The sequence below is a fragment of the Streptomyces sp. NBC_00236 genome, from assembly GCF_036195045.1.
GTDB lineage: Bacteria > Actinomycetota > Actinomycetes > Streptomycetales > Streptomycetaceae > Streptomyces.
Window position 1 is genome coordinate 7003671 of sequence record NZ_CP108100.1, and the last position, 16717, is coordinate 7020387.

The 16717-nt window shown below is 71.2% G+C and carries 17 protein-coding genes; 12 read left to right on the plus strand and 5 right to left on the minus strand.

Going from position 1 to position 16717, the window contains the following annotated elements:
• Positions 1 to 22: 22 nt before the first annotated feature.
• Positions 23 to 769, minus strand: a complete 747-nt coding sequence (locus OG446_RS31260) for an SDR family NAD(P)-dependent oxidoreductase (protein WP_328897150.1) — start codon at positions 767 to 769, stop codon at positions 23 to 25.
• 185 nt (positions 770 to 954) lie between these two features.
• On the opposite strand from OG446_RS31260, the gene OG446_RS31265 reads away from it, so the two are divergent.
• Positions 955 to 1578, plus strand: a complete 624-nt coding sequence (locus tag OG446_RS31265; RefSeq protein WP_328897151.1) for a dihydrofolate reductase family protein — start codon at positions 955 to 957, stop codon at positions 1576 to 1578.
• A gap of 116 nt (positions 1579 to 1694) precedes the next feature.
• A complete protein-coding gene (locus OG446_RS31270; protein WP_328897152.1) occupies positions 1695 to 2618 on the plus strand; it encodes a DMT family transporter in 924 nt (307 codons plus the stop codon).
• 11 nt (positions 2619 to 2629) lie between these two features.
• Here OG446_RS31270 and OG446_RS31275 read toward each other — a convergent pair whose 3' ends face one another.
• Entirely contained in the window at positions 2630 to 2833 is a 204-nt protein-coding gene (locus OG446_RS31275) for a hypothetical protein (RefSeq protein ID WP_328897153.1), read from the minus strand.
• A 146-nt stretch (positions 2834 to 2979) separates the two neighbouring features.
• Between OG446_RS31275 and OG446_RS31280 the strand changes: the two genes are divergently transcribed.
• The 4 genes from OG446_RS31280 to OG446_RS31295 all read left to right on the plus strand — a co-directional run bounded on the left by OG446_RS31280 (position 2980) and on the right by OG446_RS31295 (position 6627).
• Complete coding sequence (locus tag OG446_RS31280; RefSeq protein ID WP_328897154.1) at positions 2980 to 4197, plus strand: sensor histidine kinase; 1218 nt, start codon at positions 2980 to 2982, stop codon at positions 4195 to 4197.
• Positions 4194 to 4913: a response regulator transcription factor gene (locus tag OG446_RS31285; RefSeq protein WP_328897155.1), complete on the plus strand. Its 720-nt coding sequence runs from the start codon at positions 4194 to 4196 to the stop codon at positions 4911 to 4913. Before OG446_RS31280 ends, OG446_RS31285 begins: the two co-directional genes overlap by 4 nt.
• Positions 4914 to 4999: 86 nt before the next feature.
• Complete coding sequence (locus OG446_RS31290) at positions 5000 to 5419, plus strand: PaaI family thioesterase (protein WP_328897156.1); 420 nt, start codon at positions 5000 to 5002, stop codon at positions 5417 to 5419.
• Between the two features lie 11 nt (positions 5420 to 5430).
• Complete coding sequence (locus OG446_RS31295) at positions 5431 to 6627, plus strand: cytochrome P450 family protein (RefSeq protein ID WP_328897157.1); 1197 nt, start codon at positions 5431 to 5433, stop codon at positions 6625 to 6627.
• An 82-nt stretch (positions 6628 to 6709) separates the two neighbouring features.
• Here OG446_RS31295 and OG446_RS31300 read toward each other — a convergent pair whose 3' ends face one another.
• A complete protein-coding gene (locus tag OG446_RS31300; RefSeq protein ID WP_328897158.1) occupies positions 6710 to 7714 on the minus strand; it encodes a Gfo/Idh/MocA family protein in 1005 nt (334 codons plus the stop codon).
• A gap of 173 nt (positions 7715 to 7887) precedes the next feature.
• Between OG446_RS31300 and OG446_RS31305 the strand changes: the two genes are divergently transcribed.
• From OG446_RS31305 to OG446_RS31330, 6 genes are all read left to right on the plus strand, one after another.
• The gene (locus OG446_RS31305) at positions 7888 to 8646 is read left to right on the plus strand and encodes a GntR family transcriptional regulator (RefSeq protein ID WP_328897159.1); all 759 of its coding nucleotides are present in this window, start codon (positions 7888 to 7890) and stop codon (positions 8644 to 8646) included.
• Between the two features lie 229 nt (positions 8647 to 8875).
• The gene (locus OG446_RS31310; RefSeq protein WP_443050242.1) at positions 8876 to 9889 is read left to right on the plus strand and encodes a substrate-binding domain-containing protein; all 1014 of its coding nucleotides are present in this window, start codon (positions 8876 to 8878) and stop codon (positions 9887 to 9889) included.
• On the plus strand, positions 9886 to 10935 hold the full coding sequence (locus tag OG446_RS31315) for an ABC transporter permease (RefSeq protein ID WP_328897161.1): 1050 nt from the start codon (positions 9886 to 9888) through the stop codon (positions 10933 to 10935). Before OG446_RS31310 ends, OG446_RS31315 begins: the two co-directional genes overlap by 4 nt.
• Positions 10932 to 11780 (plus strand): ATP-binding cassette domain-containing protein, encoded by an 849-nt coding sequence (locus OG446_RS31320; RefSeq protein ID WP_328897162.1) that lies wholly within the window; start codon positions 10932 to 10934, stop codon positions 11778 to 11780. Before OG446_RS31315 ends, OG446_RS31320 begins: the two co-directional genes overlap by 4 nt.
• Before the next feature lie 255 nt (positions 11781 to 12035).
• Complete coding sequence (locus OG446_RS31325) at positions 12036 to 13199, plus strand: ROK family glucokinase (RefSeq protein ID WP_123463723.1); 1164 nt, start codon at positions 12036 to 12038, stop codon at positions 13197 to 13199.
• 14 nt (positions 13200 to 13213) lie between these two features.
• Positions 13214 to 13804 (plus strand): hypothetical protein, encoded by a 591-nt coding sequence (locus OG446_RS31330; RefSeq protein ID WP_328897163.1) that lies wholly within the window; start codon positions 13214 to 13216, stop codon positions 13802 to 13804.
• A gap of 38 nt (positions 13805 to 13842) precedes the next feature.
• Here the strand turns inward: OG446_RS31330 and OG446_RS31335 are convergent, their stop codons facing one another.
• Together OG446_RS31335 and OG446_RS31340 are read right to left on the minus strand one after the other, a co-directional pair.
• The gene (locus OG446_RS31335) at positions 13843 to 15102 is read right to left on the minus strand and encodes an arginine deiminase (protein WP_328897164.1); all 1260 of its coding nucleotides are present in this window, start codon (positions 15100 to 15102) and stop codon (positions 13843 to 13845) included.
• Positions 15103 to 15146: 44 nt separating this feature from the next.
• Complete coding sequence (locus OG446_RS31340; protein ID WP_328897165.1) at positions 15147 to 16607, minus strand: basic amino acid/polyamine antiporter; 1461 nt, start codon at positions 16605 to 16607, stop codon at positions 15147 to 15149.
• Positions 16608 to 16717: the final 110 nt, after the last annotated feature.

Below are 16717 nucleotides of genomic sequence, written 5' to 3' on the forward strand. Positions count from 1 at the left end.
CAGTTCCCCCACCCTGCCACGCTCAGGCCGCGTGGCCACCGTCCACGACCATTTCCGCACCGGTGACGAACGCCGCCTCGTCACTGGCCAAGTAGGCGACCATCGCGGCCACTTCACCGGTCGTCCCGAACCGGTCCAGTGCGTTGGCGGCCCGCTGCCCGGCGGCGAACGGGCCGTCGGCGGGGTTCATGTCGGTGTCGACCGCGCCTGCCTGGACCAGGTTGACCGTGATGCCGCGCGGGCCGAGCTCGCGGGCGAGCGGCTTGGTCAGTCCGGACAGTGCCGACTTGCTCATCGCGTAGAGCGTGGAGCCGGGGCCGCCCGCGTACCGGCTCAGGGCCGTACCGACCGAGATGATGCGGCCGCCCCGCTCCATGACACCGGCCGCCGCCCGGCAGGCCAGGAAGACCGCCCGGACGTTGACCGCGAGAACCCGGTCGACATCGGCGTCGGTGATGCCGTCGATCGGGCCGAGGACGCCGATGCCCGCGTTGTTGACGAGGATGTCGAGCCGCCCGAAGGTCTCCGCAGCCCGGTGCACCGCCCCGGGGACGGCCTCCGGGTCGGCCGAGTCCGCACGCAGGGCGACGGCGCGACGGCCGACCGCCTCGATCTTCCGTACGACCTCGTGGGCGGCCACCTCGTCCTGTACGTAGGTCAGCGCCACATCGGCGCCGTCCTGGGCGAGCCGCAGGGCGGTCGCGGCGCCGATGCCGCGGCTGCCGCCGGTGACGAGCGCGGTGCGGTTCGTGCTGACGTTGCTGTTCATGAGGGTTCCTGTCCCTTGCCGGTCGTGCTGACAGGAACCAGCAAAGTCTTTTCGCGGACCGGATACCGGCGGGAAACGGACGCCCACTCCGGTACGGCGGTGGCGGCCACCGATGAGTTCCGGCCGCCGGCGAGGTCGGAACAGGTGGAAGCACGATCGGCGGATGTTCCCGAAGGAGCAGGACCATGGCACAGCTGACGCTGACCACCTTTCTCACCCTCGACGGCGTCATGCAGGCGCCCGGCGGCCCCGAGGAGGACACGAGTGACGGGTTCACGTACGGCGGCTGGGTCGCGCCGTTCCTGGACGAGGGCATGGGAGCGTTCATGACCGAGGTGTTCGACCGTGCGGCGGCGTTCGTGCTGGGCCGGCACACGTACGACATCTTCGCGGCGTACTGGCCGGGCGTCACCGACCCCGGGGACCCGATCGCCTCCCGCCTCAACGCCCTGCCCAAGTACGTCGTCTCGACCACGCTGGAAAAGGCGGACTGGCAGAACAGCACGGTGATCTCCGCCGGTGTCGCCGAGGAGATCGCCCGGATCAAGGACCGTACGGAAGGCGGTGAGCTGCAGATCCACGGCAGCGGCCTGCTCGCCCGGTCCCTGATGGCGCACGACCTGATCGACGCGTACAACCTGCTGGTGTTCCCCGTCGTGCTCGGCCGCGGGCGGCGGCTGTTCCCGGACGGCGGACTGCCGACGGCCTTCGGACTGACCGGCTCCCGGACGACGCCCAACGGGATCACGATCCAGACCTACCGGCCCGCGGGACGGGCCGCCTTCGGCTCGGTCCCGGACGGCACCTGAGCGATCGGAGCGGTCAGGGGACTCGCCATCGAAGGAGGGCGCCGGGTAGCGTGATCGTTCCGCGTGCGAGCCAGTGAGGTCTCCACATCTGCCCTGTGGAGAACCAGGAGATCCGGGTGTCCTCCGTCACCGTGCCCGTCCTCGCCCCGCCGCGCCGTGCGTGGCTGACCGATCTGCCTGTCCTGCTCGTCGCCGTGGTGTGGGGCTCCAGCTATCTGGCCGCCAAGGGCATCACCACGACGCAGACCGTCATCGCCGTCCTCGTGCTGCGGTTCGCCGTCGTGCTGCCCGTCCTGGTGATCGCCGGATGGTCCCGGCTGCGGGCGCTGACCGCCGCCCAGTGGCGGGGTGCGGGGCTGCTGGGCCTCGTACTCAGCGGGATCTTCCTCGTGGAGACGTACGGCATCGTGCACACCTCGGCGACCAACGCCGGGCTCATCATCAGCCTCACCATGATCTTCACCCCGCTCGCCGAGGCCGCCGTGACGCGGAACCGGCCGACCGGGGCCTTCCTGGCGGCCGCCGGGCTCTCCGTCGCCGGAGTGGTCCTCCTGACCCAGGGCGGCGGATTCACCAGCCCCTCGGCGGGCGACCTGCTGATGCTCGTCGCCGCGCTCGCCCGTACCCTCCACGTGCTCCTGATGGCGCGCATCAAGTCCGTCCGGTCGGCGGACTCGCTGTCCCTCACGACGGTCCAGCTCGGCAGCGCGGTCGCCGTCTTCGCCCTGCTGGCCGCCGCCCCCGGCACGGGGGAGTCACCCTGGTCGGTCGCGGCCGGGTTCGGCGCCCGGGAATGGGGCGGACTGCTGTTCCTCTCGGTCTTCTGCACGCTCTTCGCGTTCTTCGTGCAGATGTGGTCCGTACGCCGCACCTCACCGTCCCGGGTCAGCCTGCTGCTCGGTACGGAACCGCTCTGGGCCGCCGCCGTCGGCATCGCGATCGGCGGCGAACGCCTCGGCGTCCTCGGGATCGCGGGCGCGGTGCTCGTGCTGGCCGGAACGGCGTGGGGGCGCCGCAGCGCGGACCCCGTCACCCCATGACCTCCGCCGGGTCACTCCTTGACCGAATCCGACGCGATCATGACGGCGACCCCCGCCACCACCAGCACGATGCAGACGAACAGCGAGTGGTCACCGAAGAACGGCAGCCGCCGCACCACGCTGAAGAACCTGAACCAGTCGAACCATTCGTGGAGCAGCCCGGCCGCACCCTGGACGAAGACCAGGAAGCCGACCGTCTCGCAGAGCTTCTTCATGGGGACGAGCCTGGCGGGCCGCGTACGGGCCCCGCGTCGGCCGGTGGTCTGCGCCGCCGGTCCGAAAGTCTCGCCTTCCACGACTTTGGTCGCTCCGCGGCCCGGAACGCCCGGAAGCCCCGCCCCGGCTGCGTAGCTTTGTCGATATGACGCGCACCGAATACCCCTGGCTGCTGCCCTCGGCGATGGCCGACCCCGAACTGCCGGGCGACCGGGGCAGCCGGACGCGCCGTACCGTGCGGGACTGGGTCGTCGACATCACGGCGTTCCTGTGTGCGGCGGGGATCGGCCTGGCGGCCGTCGCCGCGGTCGAGGCCGACGAGACCACCCCCGACGTCTTCGTCCTCATCGACTCGCTCGTCGGCGCCGCGGCCTGCTGCGCGCTGTGGGTCCGGCGTCGCTGGCCGGTCGGCCTCGCGGTCGCGCTGACACTCCTGTCCGTCGTCGAACCGGTCGCGGCGGGGGCCTGGCTGGTGGCGCTGTTCAGCGTGGCCGTGCACCGGCCGTTCCGCCCCGTGGCCTTCATCGGCGCGGGAGCCCTGCTGGTCGCCCCCGTACAGCCGTATCTGCGCCCGGACCCGTCCACCTCGTACGTCGCGTCCACCATCATCGGGGTACTGCTGGTCCTGCTCGTGCTCAGCTGGGGCATGGTCGTACGGTCCCGGCGCCAGCTGGTCGTCACCCTGCGCGAGCGCGCGAGGCGGGCCGAGTCCGAGGCCGGCCTGCGGGCCGAGCGGGCACAGCGGCTGGCCCGTGAGGACATCGCCCGCGAGATGCACGACGTCCTCGCCCACCGGCTGACCCTGCTCAGCGTCCACGCGGGCGCCCTGGAGTTCCGCCCCGACGCACCCACGGCCGAGGTCGCCCGCGCCGCCGGGGTCATCCGGGACAGCGCCCACGAGGCGCTCCAGGACCTCCGCGAGATCATCGGCGTCCTGCGCAGCCCTCGCGACGGGGAAGGCGACCGGCCGCAGCCCACCCTCGCCACCCTGGACGCCCTCGTCGCCGAGTCCCGGCTGGCCGGCACGAAGGTCACGCTCGACAACCGCATCGCCGACCCGGCCGCAGCCCCCGCCGCCACCGGCCGGACCGTCTACCGCATCGCCCAGGAGGGCCTGACCAACGCCCGCAAGCACGCGCCGGGCGCCGAGGTCACCGTCACGGTCGCCGGCGGACCCGGCCGGGGGATCACCGTCGAGGTGAGCAACCCGGCCCCCGTCGAACCGTTCGAGCAGGTACCGGGATCCGGCCAGGGCCTCATCGGTCTGACCGAGCGGGCCACCCTCGCCGGGGGCCGTCTCGACCACGGACCGGAACCTGACGGCGGGTTCGGGGTGCGTGCCTGGCTACCGTGGTCCTCATGACCACCCCGGCTCCCGCCTCCGCGCCCCGTCCCGTCCGGCTGCTGATCGTCGACGACGACCCGCTGGTCCGGGCGGGGCTCACCCTCATGCTGGGCGGCGCCGAGGACATCGACATCGTGGGGGAGGGGGCCGACGGCAGCGAGGCGGCCGAACTCGTGGACCGGCTCCGGCCGGACGTGGTCCTGATGGACATCCGGATGCCCGTCATGGACGGGCTGACCGCGACGGAGGCGCTGCGCAGCCGCCCCGACGCACCCGAGGTCGTCCTCCTGACGACGTTCCACGCCGACGAGCAGGTGCTCCGTGCCATTCGTGCCGGAGCCGCCGGCTTCGTCCTCAAGGACACCCCGCCCGCGCAGATCGTCGACTCCGTACGGCGGGTGGCGGCCGGCGACCCCGTTCTCTCGCCCGCGGTCACCCGGCAGTTGATGGCCCGTGCCACGGGCTTCGGCCAGGAGGAGCGGGCCGGCCGGGCCGAACGGGCCCGGCAGCGCATCGCGTTGCTGGCCGACCGCGAGCGTGAGGTGGCGGTCGCCGTCGGGCAGGGCCGTTCCAACGCCGAGATCGCCGCCGCCCTCTATCTCAGCGTGGCCACCGTGAAGACCCAGGTGTCCCGCATCCTCGCCAAGTTCGACTTCAACAACCGTGTCCAGATCGCGCTGCTGGTCCATGACGCGGGCCTGCTCGACGACGAGGGCGACAGCGGCCCGTCCTGACACGGAGCCGCGGAACAGCCACGGAACAGCCACGGAACAGCCTTCGGGACAGATGCACCCAGTTGGTGAGACAGAAGGGACCCGTCATGACCGGACTCGACCTGCCGACGGCACAGAAGGTACTCGACAGTCAGCCGTTCAGCGCGCTCGTCGGTGCGCGGATCACCGCGTTCGGCGACGGGGCGGCCACGCTGGAGATCGACAGCCGCGAGGAGTTGCGGCAGCAGAACGGATTCCTGCACGGCGGGGTGCTCGCCTACGCCGCCGACAACGCCCTCACCTTCGCCGCCGGCACGACGCTCGGCCCGGCGGTGCTGACCGGTGGCTTCTCCATCCAGTACCTCCGCCCCGCCACCGGCGTCTCGCTCGTCGCGCGCGCGGAGGTCGTCCACACCGGGCGCCGGCAGGCCGTGGCACGTTGCGATCTGTCCGTCGTGGGGCAGGACGGTACCGAAACACTCTGCGCCGTCGCCCAGGGCACCGTGCTGAGCGCCACCTCGTCCTGAAGGAGCCCCACGTGACCACCGAAGCCATAGTCGACCTCGGGGCGCTCGGCGAGCGGTTCACCCGCGATCCGTTCCCCGTGTACGCGGACTTACGGGCCCGCGGCCCCGTGCACCGGGTCCGGATCCCGGAGGGATCCCTCGCCTGGCTCGTCGTCGGGTACGAGGAGGGCCGGGCCGCGCTCGCGGACCAGCGGTTCTCCAAGGAGTGGCGCAATGCCTCGCCCTCCCTCGGTGCCGGCCAGGTCGCCTCGGGGATCTCCATGCTCAGCTCGGACGCGCCCGCCCACACCCGGCTGCGCAAACTGGTGGCCCGCGAGTTCACCTCCCGCCGGATGAGGCAACTCGTCCCACGCGTCCAGCAGATGACGGACGAACTGCTCGACACCATGCTGGCGCGCCCGGACCGCAGAACCGACCTGGTCGAGGCCCTGTCCTTCCCGCTGCCCATGTCCGTCATCTGCGAACTGCTCGGTGTGCCGTTCCTGGACCGCCAGGTCTTCCGTGAGTGGTCCAACACCGTGGTGTCCTCCCTCGACGCCGGGGTACGCCGCGACGCGACCGCCCAGATGTCCGGCTTCCTCGCCGGACTGCTCGACGACAAGCGGGAACAGCCCGGCGACGACCTGATGAGCGCACTGATCCACACGGCCGACGAGGAGGGCGACCGGCTCTCGGCCGGAGAACTCATGGGCATGGCCTGGCTGCTGCTCGTCGCCGGCCACGAGACCACGGTGAACCTGATCTCCAACGGGGTACTGGCCCTGCTCGCACACCCGGACCAACTGGCGTCACTCCGGGCCGACTTCGGTCTGATCGACAACGCGGTGGAGGAGATGCTCCGCTGGGCGGGCCCGGTCGAGACGCCCACGTACCGCTTCACCACCGAAGCGATCGACATCGGCGGCACGGTGATCCCGGGCGGCGGTGAGCTCGTCCTGGTCGCGATGTCCGACGCCAACCGCGACCCGGACCGCTACCCGGACGCCGACCGTTTCGACATCACCCGGGACGCCCGCGGGCACCTGGCCTTCGGTCACGGCATCCACTTCTGCCTGGGTGCGCCGCTGGCCCGCATCGAAGCGGCGGTGGCCATCAGGTCGCTGCTGGAGCGCTGCCCGGAGCTGGCGCTGGACGGGGACCCGGCGGAGCTGACCTGGCGTACGGGCATGCTCATCCGGGGGCCGGAGGGGCTGCCGGTCAGGTGGTGAGCGGCAGGCGGCGTGCCCGGGCCGGGCGGACGGGACCTCCGCGCGCCCCGGTCAGGCGGACGGGACCTCCGCGCGCCCGGGGTCAGGCGGACGGGATCTCCGTCAGCTCCACCGCGCGCCGCTCCCGCCGCGAGATCTCGCACGCCTCCGCGATCCGCAGGGCGCTCAGTGCCTCCCGGCCGTCGCACGGATTGGCCGTCTCACCGCGCACCAGGCGTACGAAGGCGTCGAGTTCGGCCTCGTACGCGGCGGCGAAGCGTTCCAGGAAGCCCGGCCAGGGATCGGCCGGGGCGCCGGGGCCGTCCGGTTCGGCGGAGGTGAGCGGGGTGCGGCCGTCGAGGCCGACCGCGATCTGGTCGGTCTCGCCCGCGAGTTCCATGCGGACGTCGTATCCCGCGCCGTTGCAGCGGGTCGACGTCGCGGTGACGAGGGTGCCGTCGTCGAGCGTCAGCAGCGCCGCCGCCGTGTCCACGTCGCCGGCCGCGCGGAACATCGGGGGCCCGGCGTCCGACCCGGTGGCGTACACCCGCGTCACCTCGCGGCCCGTCACCCAGCGCACCATGTCGAAGTCATGGATCAGACAGTCCCGGAACAGCCCGCCGGAGAGCGGCAGATACGCGGCGGGCGGCGGCGCGGGGTCGGAGGTGGCCGTCCGTACGGTGTGCAGCCTGCCGAGCGCACCGTCGCGCACCGCCGCGCGTGCCGCCCTGTATCCGGCGTCGAACCGGCGCATGAAGCCGAGCTGGAGCACGCTCTGCGTACGCTCCGCCTCGCGCAGCGCCCCGAGGGTGCCCGCCAGGTCGAGCGCGACGGGCTTCTCGCAGAAGGCGGGCAGTCCCGCGCGGGCGGCCCGGCCGATCAGCTCGGCGTGGGCGGAGGTGGCGGAGGCGATCACCACGGCGTCCACTCCGGCGTCGAACACCTCCGTCGCCGTGGCCACGGCGCGCGCTCCGGTCCGGCGGGCGACGGCGACCGCGCGGGCCGGCTCGGCGTCCGCCACCACCAGTGCCTCGACCGCGGGATGGCGGGCGAGGACGCCCGCGTGGAAGGAGCCGATCCGGCCGGTGCCGAGGAGTCCGATGCGCATGGTTCCAACGTGCCGTCCACCCGTGACGATGTCAATCGAATGTCCTGACAAATCGCGGGCGCCTTCGGCGGTTTGGCCGGTGGCGGCTCCGTCCGGTCACCGAGTGTGATGCTGTCCGGACAACAGGACGACCGTACTACCGGAGTTGCGGACGTGCGGGTTAGGCTCCCGACGTGCCGAAATCCACCGCCGACGCGACCGCCCTCGACCTGGGCGTGGACCGCTCCAGCCCCGTCCCGCTCTACTACCAGCTCGCCCAGCAGCTGGAGGCGGCGATCGCGGACGGCAGGCTCGCCGCCGGCGGACTCCTCGGCAACGAGATCGAGCTTGCCGCGCGGCTCGGGCTGTCCCGGCCCACCGTCCGTCAGGCCATCCAGTCGCTCGTCGACAAGGGCCTGCTGGTCCGCCGCCGCGGCGTCGGCACCCAGGTGCTGCACAGCAAGGTCAGGCGCCCCCTCGAACTCAGCAGCCTGTACGACGACCTGGAAGCCGCCGGCCGGCACCCCTCGACCACCGTCCTGGCCAACGACCTGCGGCCCGCGACGGCAGCCGTCGCCGCGGCCCTGGGCGTCACTGCGGGCGCCGAGGTGCAGTACATCGAGCGCCTCCGCGCGGCGGACGGCGAACCCCTCGCCCTCCTGCGCAACCACCTGCCCGTCGGACTCCTCGACCTCTCCGGCGAACGGCCGGCCGCCACCGGCCTCTACCGGATGATGCGCGGCGCGGGCATCACCCTGCACAGCGCCCGCCAGACCGTCGGCGCCCGCCTCGCCACCGCGGACGAGGCCGGCCCGCTCGGCGAGAGCGAGGGCGCCGCCCTGCTCACGATGGAGCGCACCACCTACGACGACACCGGCAGAGCGGTCGAATTCGCCTCCCACCTCTACCGCGCCACGCGCTACGCCTTCGATTTCCAGCTCCTCGTACGGTGACACGGGGCCCCGGCTCTCGTACGGTGTCACAGGCTTCTCGGCTACCCGTACGGTGACGACGGCCGCACCCGGCCGCTCCGCCCCCGTACACGCCCCGTCCGACACACGCGCCGCGCCCCTGCCGGGCGGGCGCGGCCCGGGCTCGGGGATACTTGCCCAGCCGGGCCGGGACCGTATGGCCCCGGCTCCACCAGCAGCACAGCGAGCAGCACAAGAAGGGCACGGCGTCGTGGCAAGGGTTCGGACAGGGGTACGTGCGATGGGCGCCGTGCTTGCGGCGGTGCTCGGGGCCTCCCTCATGGGATGCAGCAGCACCGGCGGCAAGCGGGCGGAGGAACGGGCGGAGCAGGCCGCCGCCGAGGGCCGGTCCGCGGTGAACACGCCCCGTTGGACCTTCGCCATGGTCACCCACTCGGGCGACGGCGACACCTTCTGGGACATCGTCCAGAAGGGCGCCGACATGGCGGCCAAGAAGGACAACATCAACTTCCTGTACTCGCACAACGACGAGGCGCAGCAGCAGGCCCAGCTCGTCCAGGCCGCCATCGACAAGAAGGTCGACGGGCTGATCGTCACGCTCGCCAAGCCCGATGCCATGAAGGCCGTCGTGGCCAAAGCCGTCAAGGCCGGCATCCCGGTCATCACGGTGAACTCGGGCTCCGCCGAGTCGAAGGCGTACGGCGCGCTCACCCACATCGGCCAGGACGAGTCGATCGCCGGCGAGGCCGTCGGTGACGAGCTCAACGCACGAGGCCGCAAGAAGGCCCTGTGCATCCTCCACGAGCAGGGCAACGTCGGCCACGAGCAGCGCTGCGCCGGCGCGAAGAAGACCTTCGACGGCCAGATGCAGAACCTCTACGTCGAGGGCACCAACATGCCCGACGTCCAGGCCTCCATCGAGGCGAAGCTCCAGGCCGACAAGGACATCGACGCGGTCGTCACCCTGGGCGCCCCCTTCGCGGACGCCGCCGTCCAGGCGAAGAAGACCGCAGGCAGCAAGGCCGAGATCGACACCTTCGACCTGAACGCCAAGGTCGCCGCCGAGCTCCAGGCCAAGACCCTCGGCTTCGCCGTCGACCAGCAGCCCTACCTCCAGGGGTACGAGGCCGTCGACCTGCTCTGGCTCTACCGCTACAACCGCAACGTGCTCGGCGGCGGCCGCCCGGTCCTGACCGGCCCGCAGGTCATCACCTCGGACGACGCCGCGCAGCTCGCCGAGTACGCGGACCGGGGAACCCGATGAGCGCGGGGCCCGGCACGTCCTCCGCCGTGGCGGACGAGCGGCTGGTGCGCGTCTCACCGCTGCGCAGGCTGCTCGGCCGCCCGGAGCTCGGCTCGGTGGTCGGCGCGCTGGCCGTCTTCCTCTTCTTCGCGATCGTCGCCGACAGTTTCCTGCGCGCCACCAGCTTCGGCACGGTGCTCTACGCGGCCTCCACCATCGGCATCATGGCGGCGCCGGTGGCGCTGCTGATGATCGGCGGCGAGTTCGACCTCTCCGCGGGCGTGATGGTCACCAGCTCCGCACTGATCTCGTCGATGTTCAGCTACCAGATGACGGCCAACGTCTGGGTCGGCGTCTTCGTGTCCCTGCTGGTCACGCTGGCCATCGGTGCTTTCAACGGCTTCATGCTGACGCGGACGAAACTGCCGAGCTTCATCATCACGCTCGGCACGTTCCTGATGCTGACCGGCCTCAACCTGGGATTCACCAAGCTGATCAGCGGGACCGTCTCGACGAAGACCATCGGCAACATGGAGGGCTTCGACTCGGCCCGCAAGGTCTTCGCCTCGCACTGGACGGTCGGCGGCGTCGAGCTGAAGGTGACCATCCTGTGGTGGGCCGTCCTCGTCGCCATCGCCACCTGGATCCTCATCCGCACCCGCTTCGGCAACTGGATCTTCGCCGTCGGCGGCGAGGCCGACGCGGCCCGCGCGGTCGGCGTCCCCGTGATCCGGACCAAGATCGGCCTCTACCTCGGGGTGGCCTTCGCGGCCTGGGTCTCCGGACAGCACCTGCTGTTCAGCTACGACGTGGTGCAGTCCGGCGAGGGCGTCGGCAACGAGCTGATCTACATCATCGCGGCCGTCATCGGCGGCTGTCTGATCACCGGCGGATACGGCTCCGCGATCGGCTCGGCGGTCGGTGCCTTCATCTTCGGCATGACCAGCAAGGGCATCGTGTACGCGGAGTGGAACCCGGACTGGTTCAAGTTCTTCCTCGGAGCCATGCTGCTCCTGGCCACCCTGCTCAACGCATGGGTACGCAAGCGCGCGGAGGCGACGAAATGACGGCCCCCAAGGAATCGAGCGGGCCCACGGACACCGGCCGGCGGGCACTGGTCGAGCTGGACCACGTCAGCAAGTTCTACGGCAACATCAAGGCACTCCAGGACGTCTCGCTGGAGGTTCACGCGGGCGAGATCTCCTGTGTCCTCGGGGACAACGGCGCCGGCAAGTCCACCCTGATCAAGATCATCGCAGGGCTGCACCGGCACGACGCGGGCACCTTCCTGATCGATGGCGAGGAGACCACGCTCGCCAACCCGCGTGACGCCCTGGACCGGGGCATCGCCACGGTCTACCAGGACCTCGCCGTCGTCCCCCTGATGCCGGTCTGGCGCAACTTCTTCCTCGGCTCCGAGCCGACGAAGGGCACCGGGCCGTTCAAGAGTCTGGATGTGCGGCTGATGCGGCAGACGACGCGTTCCGCGCTGCTGCGGATGGGCATCGACCTGCGCGACGTCGACCAGCCCATCGGCACGCTGTCCGGCGGCGAGCGCCAGTGCGTCGCCATCGCGCGGGCCGTCCACTTCGGTGCCAAGGTCCTCGTCCTGGACGAACCGACCGCGGCGCTCGGCGTCAAGCAGTCCGGGGTGGTGCTCAAGTACGTCGCCGCCGCCCGGGACGCGGGACTCGGCGTGGTCCTCATCACGCACAACCCGCACCACGCCTACCTCGTCGGTGACCGCTTCGTGCTGCTCAAGCGGGGCGCCATGGCGGGCAGCCACACCAAGGCCGGCGTCACGCTGGACGAGCTGACCCGCCAGATGGCGGGCGGCAGCGAGCTGGAGGAGCTCAGCCACGAGCTGGAGCGCGCCCCCGGGCCCGGGCCGCTGGGCGGCCCCCGGGATTAGGGTCCCTCGTTCGGACCGGGCCGGACCCCGCGAGTCCGGCCCGGTCCGCACGAGCGACCCCAGGACGGCACCTCGGGGTGACCGCGTCCACAACCCCTGCCCGGCGCCCGACGGGACCGGTGTCCGGCCCGCCGGGTTCCGGGCGGCAGGCAGGTCGACGTACGGACCGGGACCGGCAATGGCAGAATCGACACCGGTGGGCACCGTCCACCGCCGGGAGCACGACGAACCGGCCCCCCAGACCCCGCAGGGACGATGAGCACGTACCGCGACTTCACGCACCGCGGCTCCGCCCGCGCCACCGTCCTGCGGACCGTCGGCACCAGGGAGCGGCGCTCGCACCTCACCGCGCCGCGGGTGCCCACGGTCGGCATCGACATCGGGGGGACGAAGGTGATGGCCGGCGTCGTCGACGCCGACGGCAACATCCTGGAGACCCTGCGCACCGAGACGCCCGACAAGTCCAAGAGCCCCAAGGTCGTCGAGGACACCATCGTCGAGCTCGTGCTGGACCTCTCGGACCGCCACGACGTCCACGCGGTGGGCATCGGCGCAGCCGGCTGGGTCGACGCGGACCGCTCCAAGGTCCTGTTCGCCCCGCACCTGGCCTGGCGTGACGAGCCCCTGCGCGATGCCATCGCCTCCCGGCTCGTCGTCCCCGTCATGGTCGACAACGACGCCAACACCGCCGCCTGGGCCGAGTGGCGCTTCGGCGCCGGCCGCGGCGAGGACCACCTCGTCATGATCACGCTCGGCACCGGCATCGGCGGCGCGATCCTGGAGGACGGCCAGGTCAAGCGCGGCAAGTACGGCGTCGCCGGTGAGTTCGGCCACATGCAGGTGGTGCCCGGCGGCCACCGCTGCCCCTGCGGAAACCGCGGCTGCTGGGAGCAGTACAGCTCCGGGAACGCACTCGTCCGGGAGGCCAGGGAACTGGCCGCGGCGGACTCCCCGGTCGCCCACGGACTCATCGAGCGGGTCAAGGGCAACATCCCCGACATCACGGGACCGCTCATCACCGAACTGGCCCGCGAGGGCGATGCGATGTGCATCGAGCTCCTCCAGGACATCGGTCAGTGGCTCGGCGTCGGCATCGCCAATCTGGCCGCCGCGCTCGACCCCTCCTGCTTCGTCATCGGAGGCGGTGTCAGCGCCGCCGACGACCTCCTGATCGGACCGGCCAGGGACGCCTTCAAACGCCACCTCACCGGCCGCGGCTACCGGCCCGAGGCCCGGATCGCGAAGGCGCAGCTCGGCCCCGAGGCAGGTATGGTCGGCGCGGCCGACCTCGCGCGACTGGTGGCCCGCCGCTTCCGGCGGACCAACCGCCGGCGCGTCGAGCGGTACGAGCGGTACGCCCAGATCTACGACCAGGCCGCCAGCACCATCCGTAACACGCGTAACACCCGCACTTCCTAGGGATCCCCGCACCCATGACCGCAGCCGAGCACCCCGTCGTGCCGCGTCAGTCCCCGCCGCCCGGCGAGGACCCGACGCCGGAAGACCGGCGCCGGACCATCCGCCGGCGCCTGATCACGGCGACCATCATCGTGCTGCTCATCGGCATCCCGGCCGGCTATCTGCTGATCTCCGCGGGCCAGAGCCGCCGCTCCGGCCAGGACAAGGCCGCCGAGGCGGCGGCTCAGGGGCTCCGCGGGGGCTGGCCGTCACGGATGCTCCGCCGCATCTTCGAGGTGCCGATCCCCAAGGACGCCGTGGAGGTCCAGTACTACGAGACCAACAACTGGAAGGCCAGCCGGATGTACGTGCAGTTCCGCACGACGTCCAACGGCCTGGACCGGTTCCTGACCCAGGTGGGCACGGGCCGGGCCGCCCTGGAGAGCGGCAAGCTCACCGTCGGCGAGCGCGACATGAAGATCGCGGGCTGGTACTTCAACGGCGGCCCGTCGTGGGCGGGCACCACGCACACCAACAAGGACCCGCGCCCCACGCAGGACATCACCGTCAACATGACCGACCCGGCGGCACCGGTCGTCTACGTCGTCTCCGCGGCGACCCCCTGAGCGCGGCACGGGACCGGCACGGCATCCGCCGGCCGTGATCAGAAGTCGACGGGCTCGCGGATCAGCGGGCAGGTCATGCAGTGGCCGCCACCACGCCCACGGCCGAGTTCCGCGCCGACGATCGTGATGACCTCGACGCCCGCCTTGCGCAGCAGCGCGTTGGTCTGGGTGTTGCGGTCATAGGTGAAGACGACGCCGGGCCGCAGCGCGACGGCGTTGTTGCCGCTGTCCCACTGCTGCCGCTCGGAGGCGTACACATCGCCGCCCGTCTCGACCACCCGCAGCCCGGGCAGACCGAGCCCCTTGGCGACGACGTCGACGAACGGTGCCGAGCCCTCATCGATGATCTCCACCCCCGCGCCCTTGTCGCCCGGGCGCAGCGAGAAGGTGTGCACCGCGTCCATGATCTTGGGGTAGAGGGTCACGATGTCCCGGTCGGCGAAGGTGAAGACCGTGTCGAGATGCATGGCGGAGCGGAGCCTGGGCATTCCGGCGACGATGACCTGCTCGGCCGCCCCGTTCCGGAACAGGGAGGCGGCGACCTGGGTGATGGCCTGGCGGGAGGTGCGTTCGCTCATGCCCATCAGGACGACCCCGTTGCCGACGGGCATGATGTCTCCGCCTTCGAACGTGGCCTGGCCCCAGTCCTGTTCGGGATCGCCCCACCACACCACGCTGTCCCTGAAGTCGGGGTGGAAGGTGTAGACCGCCTTCATCAGCAGGGTCTCGCCGTGCCGGGCGGGCCAGTAGAGCGGGTTCAGCGTCACACCGCCGTAGAGCCAGCAGGTGGTGTCACGGGTGTACAGGGTGTTGGGGAGCGGGGGCATGAGGTACTCCCGCGCCCCGGTCGCCTCGCGGGCGAGCGCCACGTAGCCGGAGCGGAAGCCGGCCGGCAGGTCGGCGGTCGACAGCCCGCCGATGAGGTACTCCGCCAGCTGCCGGGAGTCCAGCGAGTCCAGGAAGGCGCGCGTGTCGTCGATGAGCCCGAGGCCGACCTCGTTGGCGACGATCTTGCGGTCCAGGAGCCAGCTCCTGGCCTCGGGGATGTCCATGGTCCGGGCGAGCAGCTCGTGCAGTTCGACGACCTCGACCCCGTGACCGGTCAGCTGGTCGACGAAGTCCGCGTGATCGCGCTGAGCGTTCTCCACCCACATGACGTCGTCGAAGAGCAGGTCGTCGGAGTTGGTCGGGGTGAGCCGGCGGTGGGCGAGGCCGGGCGCGCACACCAGCACCTTGCGGAGCCTGCCGACCTCGGAGTGAACGCCGAGGGCCGGTCCGGGAGTGGGATCTGAACTCATCGCAGTGCGCCTTTCGATCGGGTACGGCACGGGTCGGGTACGGGTCACAGTTCGATCCAGCCCACGGCCAGGGCGATCACGCCCATCACGGCACCGGCGACCGAGACGGCGCAGATGAGGGCCTCACGGGGAGAGAACAGCCGTCGGTTCTGCTCGCGCCGGGCCTTGATGAACAGGAACGTCGCGGGGGCGTAGAGGATGAAGGAGACGAGGACGAACTTCAGCCCGGCCGCGTACAGCAGGAAGGCCGTGTACACCGTGGCGACGACGGCGACCACGACCTCGGGGCGGGTACTCCGCCCGGAGGTCTCCGCCCGTTCGCGTCCGAAGCAGATCTTCACGGCGAACGCGGCGGCGAGCAGGAACGGGATCAGGCTCAGGGCACTGGTCAGGTCGAGCGCGAAGTTGAACGCGTCGTCGGAGAACATCGTGACGACCAGGACGACCTGACTGAGGGCGGTCGTCATGAGCAGGGCGGGGACCGGCACGTCCTCGGAGGTGGCGCGGCCCAGGAACCGGGGCATGTCCTTGTCCTTGGCGGCGACGAAGAGCACTTCCGCGGCCATCAGCGTCCAGGCGAGATACGCGCCGAGCACGGAGACGATGAGTCCGACGCTGACGAACACCTTGCCCCAGGTGCCGACGGCGTGTTCCAGCACACCGGCCATGGACGGCTGGCGCAGCTCGGCGATCTCGGCCATCGGCATGATGCCGTACGAGACGATGGTGACGGAGGCGAAGACCGCGAAGACGCTGAGGAAGCCGAGAATCGTGGCCCTGCCGACGTCCTCCCGCCGTTTGGCGTGCCGGGAGTAGACGCTGGCGCCCTCGACGCCGAGGAAGACGAAGACCGTGGCCAGCATCGTCCCGCGGACCTGGTTGAACAGTGAGCCCGCGTAGTCGGCCCCGCCCCAGTTGTCCACGAACACATCCGTGTCGAGGTAGAACAGCGCGAGGACGACGAACACCAGGATCGGCACGACCTTGGCCACGGTGACGATTCTGTTGATCGCCGCCGCCTCCTTGACGCCGCGCCTGATCAGCAGGAAGAACGCCCACAGCCCGACCGAGGAGAGGACGACGGCGAGGAACGTGTCGCCGTCACCGAGCGCGGGCCAGATCGCGCCGATCGTCGACATGATCAGTACCCAGTACGTGACGTTGCCGACGCAGGCGCTCGCCCAGTAGCCGAACGCGGAGAAGAACCCGAGGTACTCGCCGAACCCGGCCTTGGCGTACGCGTACACCCCGGCGTCCAGGTCGGGCCTCCGCACGGCGAGCGTCTGGAAGACGAAGGCGAGCATCAGCATGCCCGTGCCCGCGATCGCCCAGGCGATCAACGCCCCGGCCACTCCGGTCTCCTGGGCGAAGCGGCGCGGCAGCGAGAAGACCCCGGCCCCGACCATCGAGCCGACCACCATCGCGGTCAGCGTCACCAGGGTCAGCTTGGCCGCGGGCCGGTCACCGGAGGTGGCGGCCGGCGTGCTGGTCTCTGCGTTGCTCATGACTTCCCTCGTCTGTACGCCGGAGGAGCTGTAGGCCGCGAAGGGGCCCGCGCCCGCTCGTCGTTCGGTAACCCCCGTTCAAAGGCCGAGTGAACTCCCATGCCCCATGA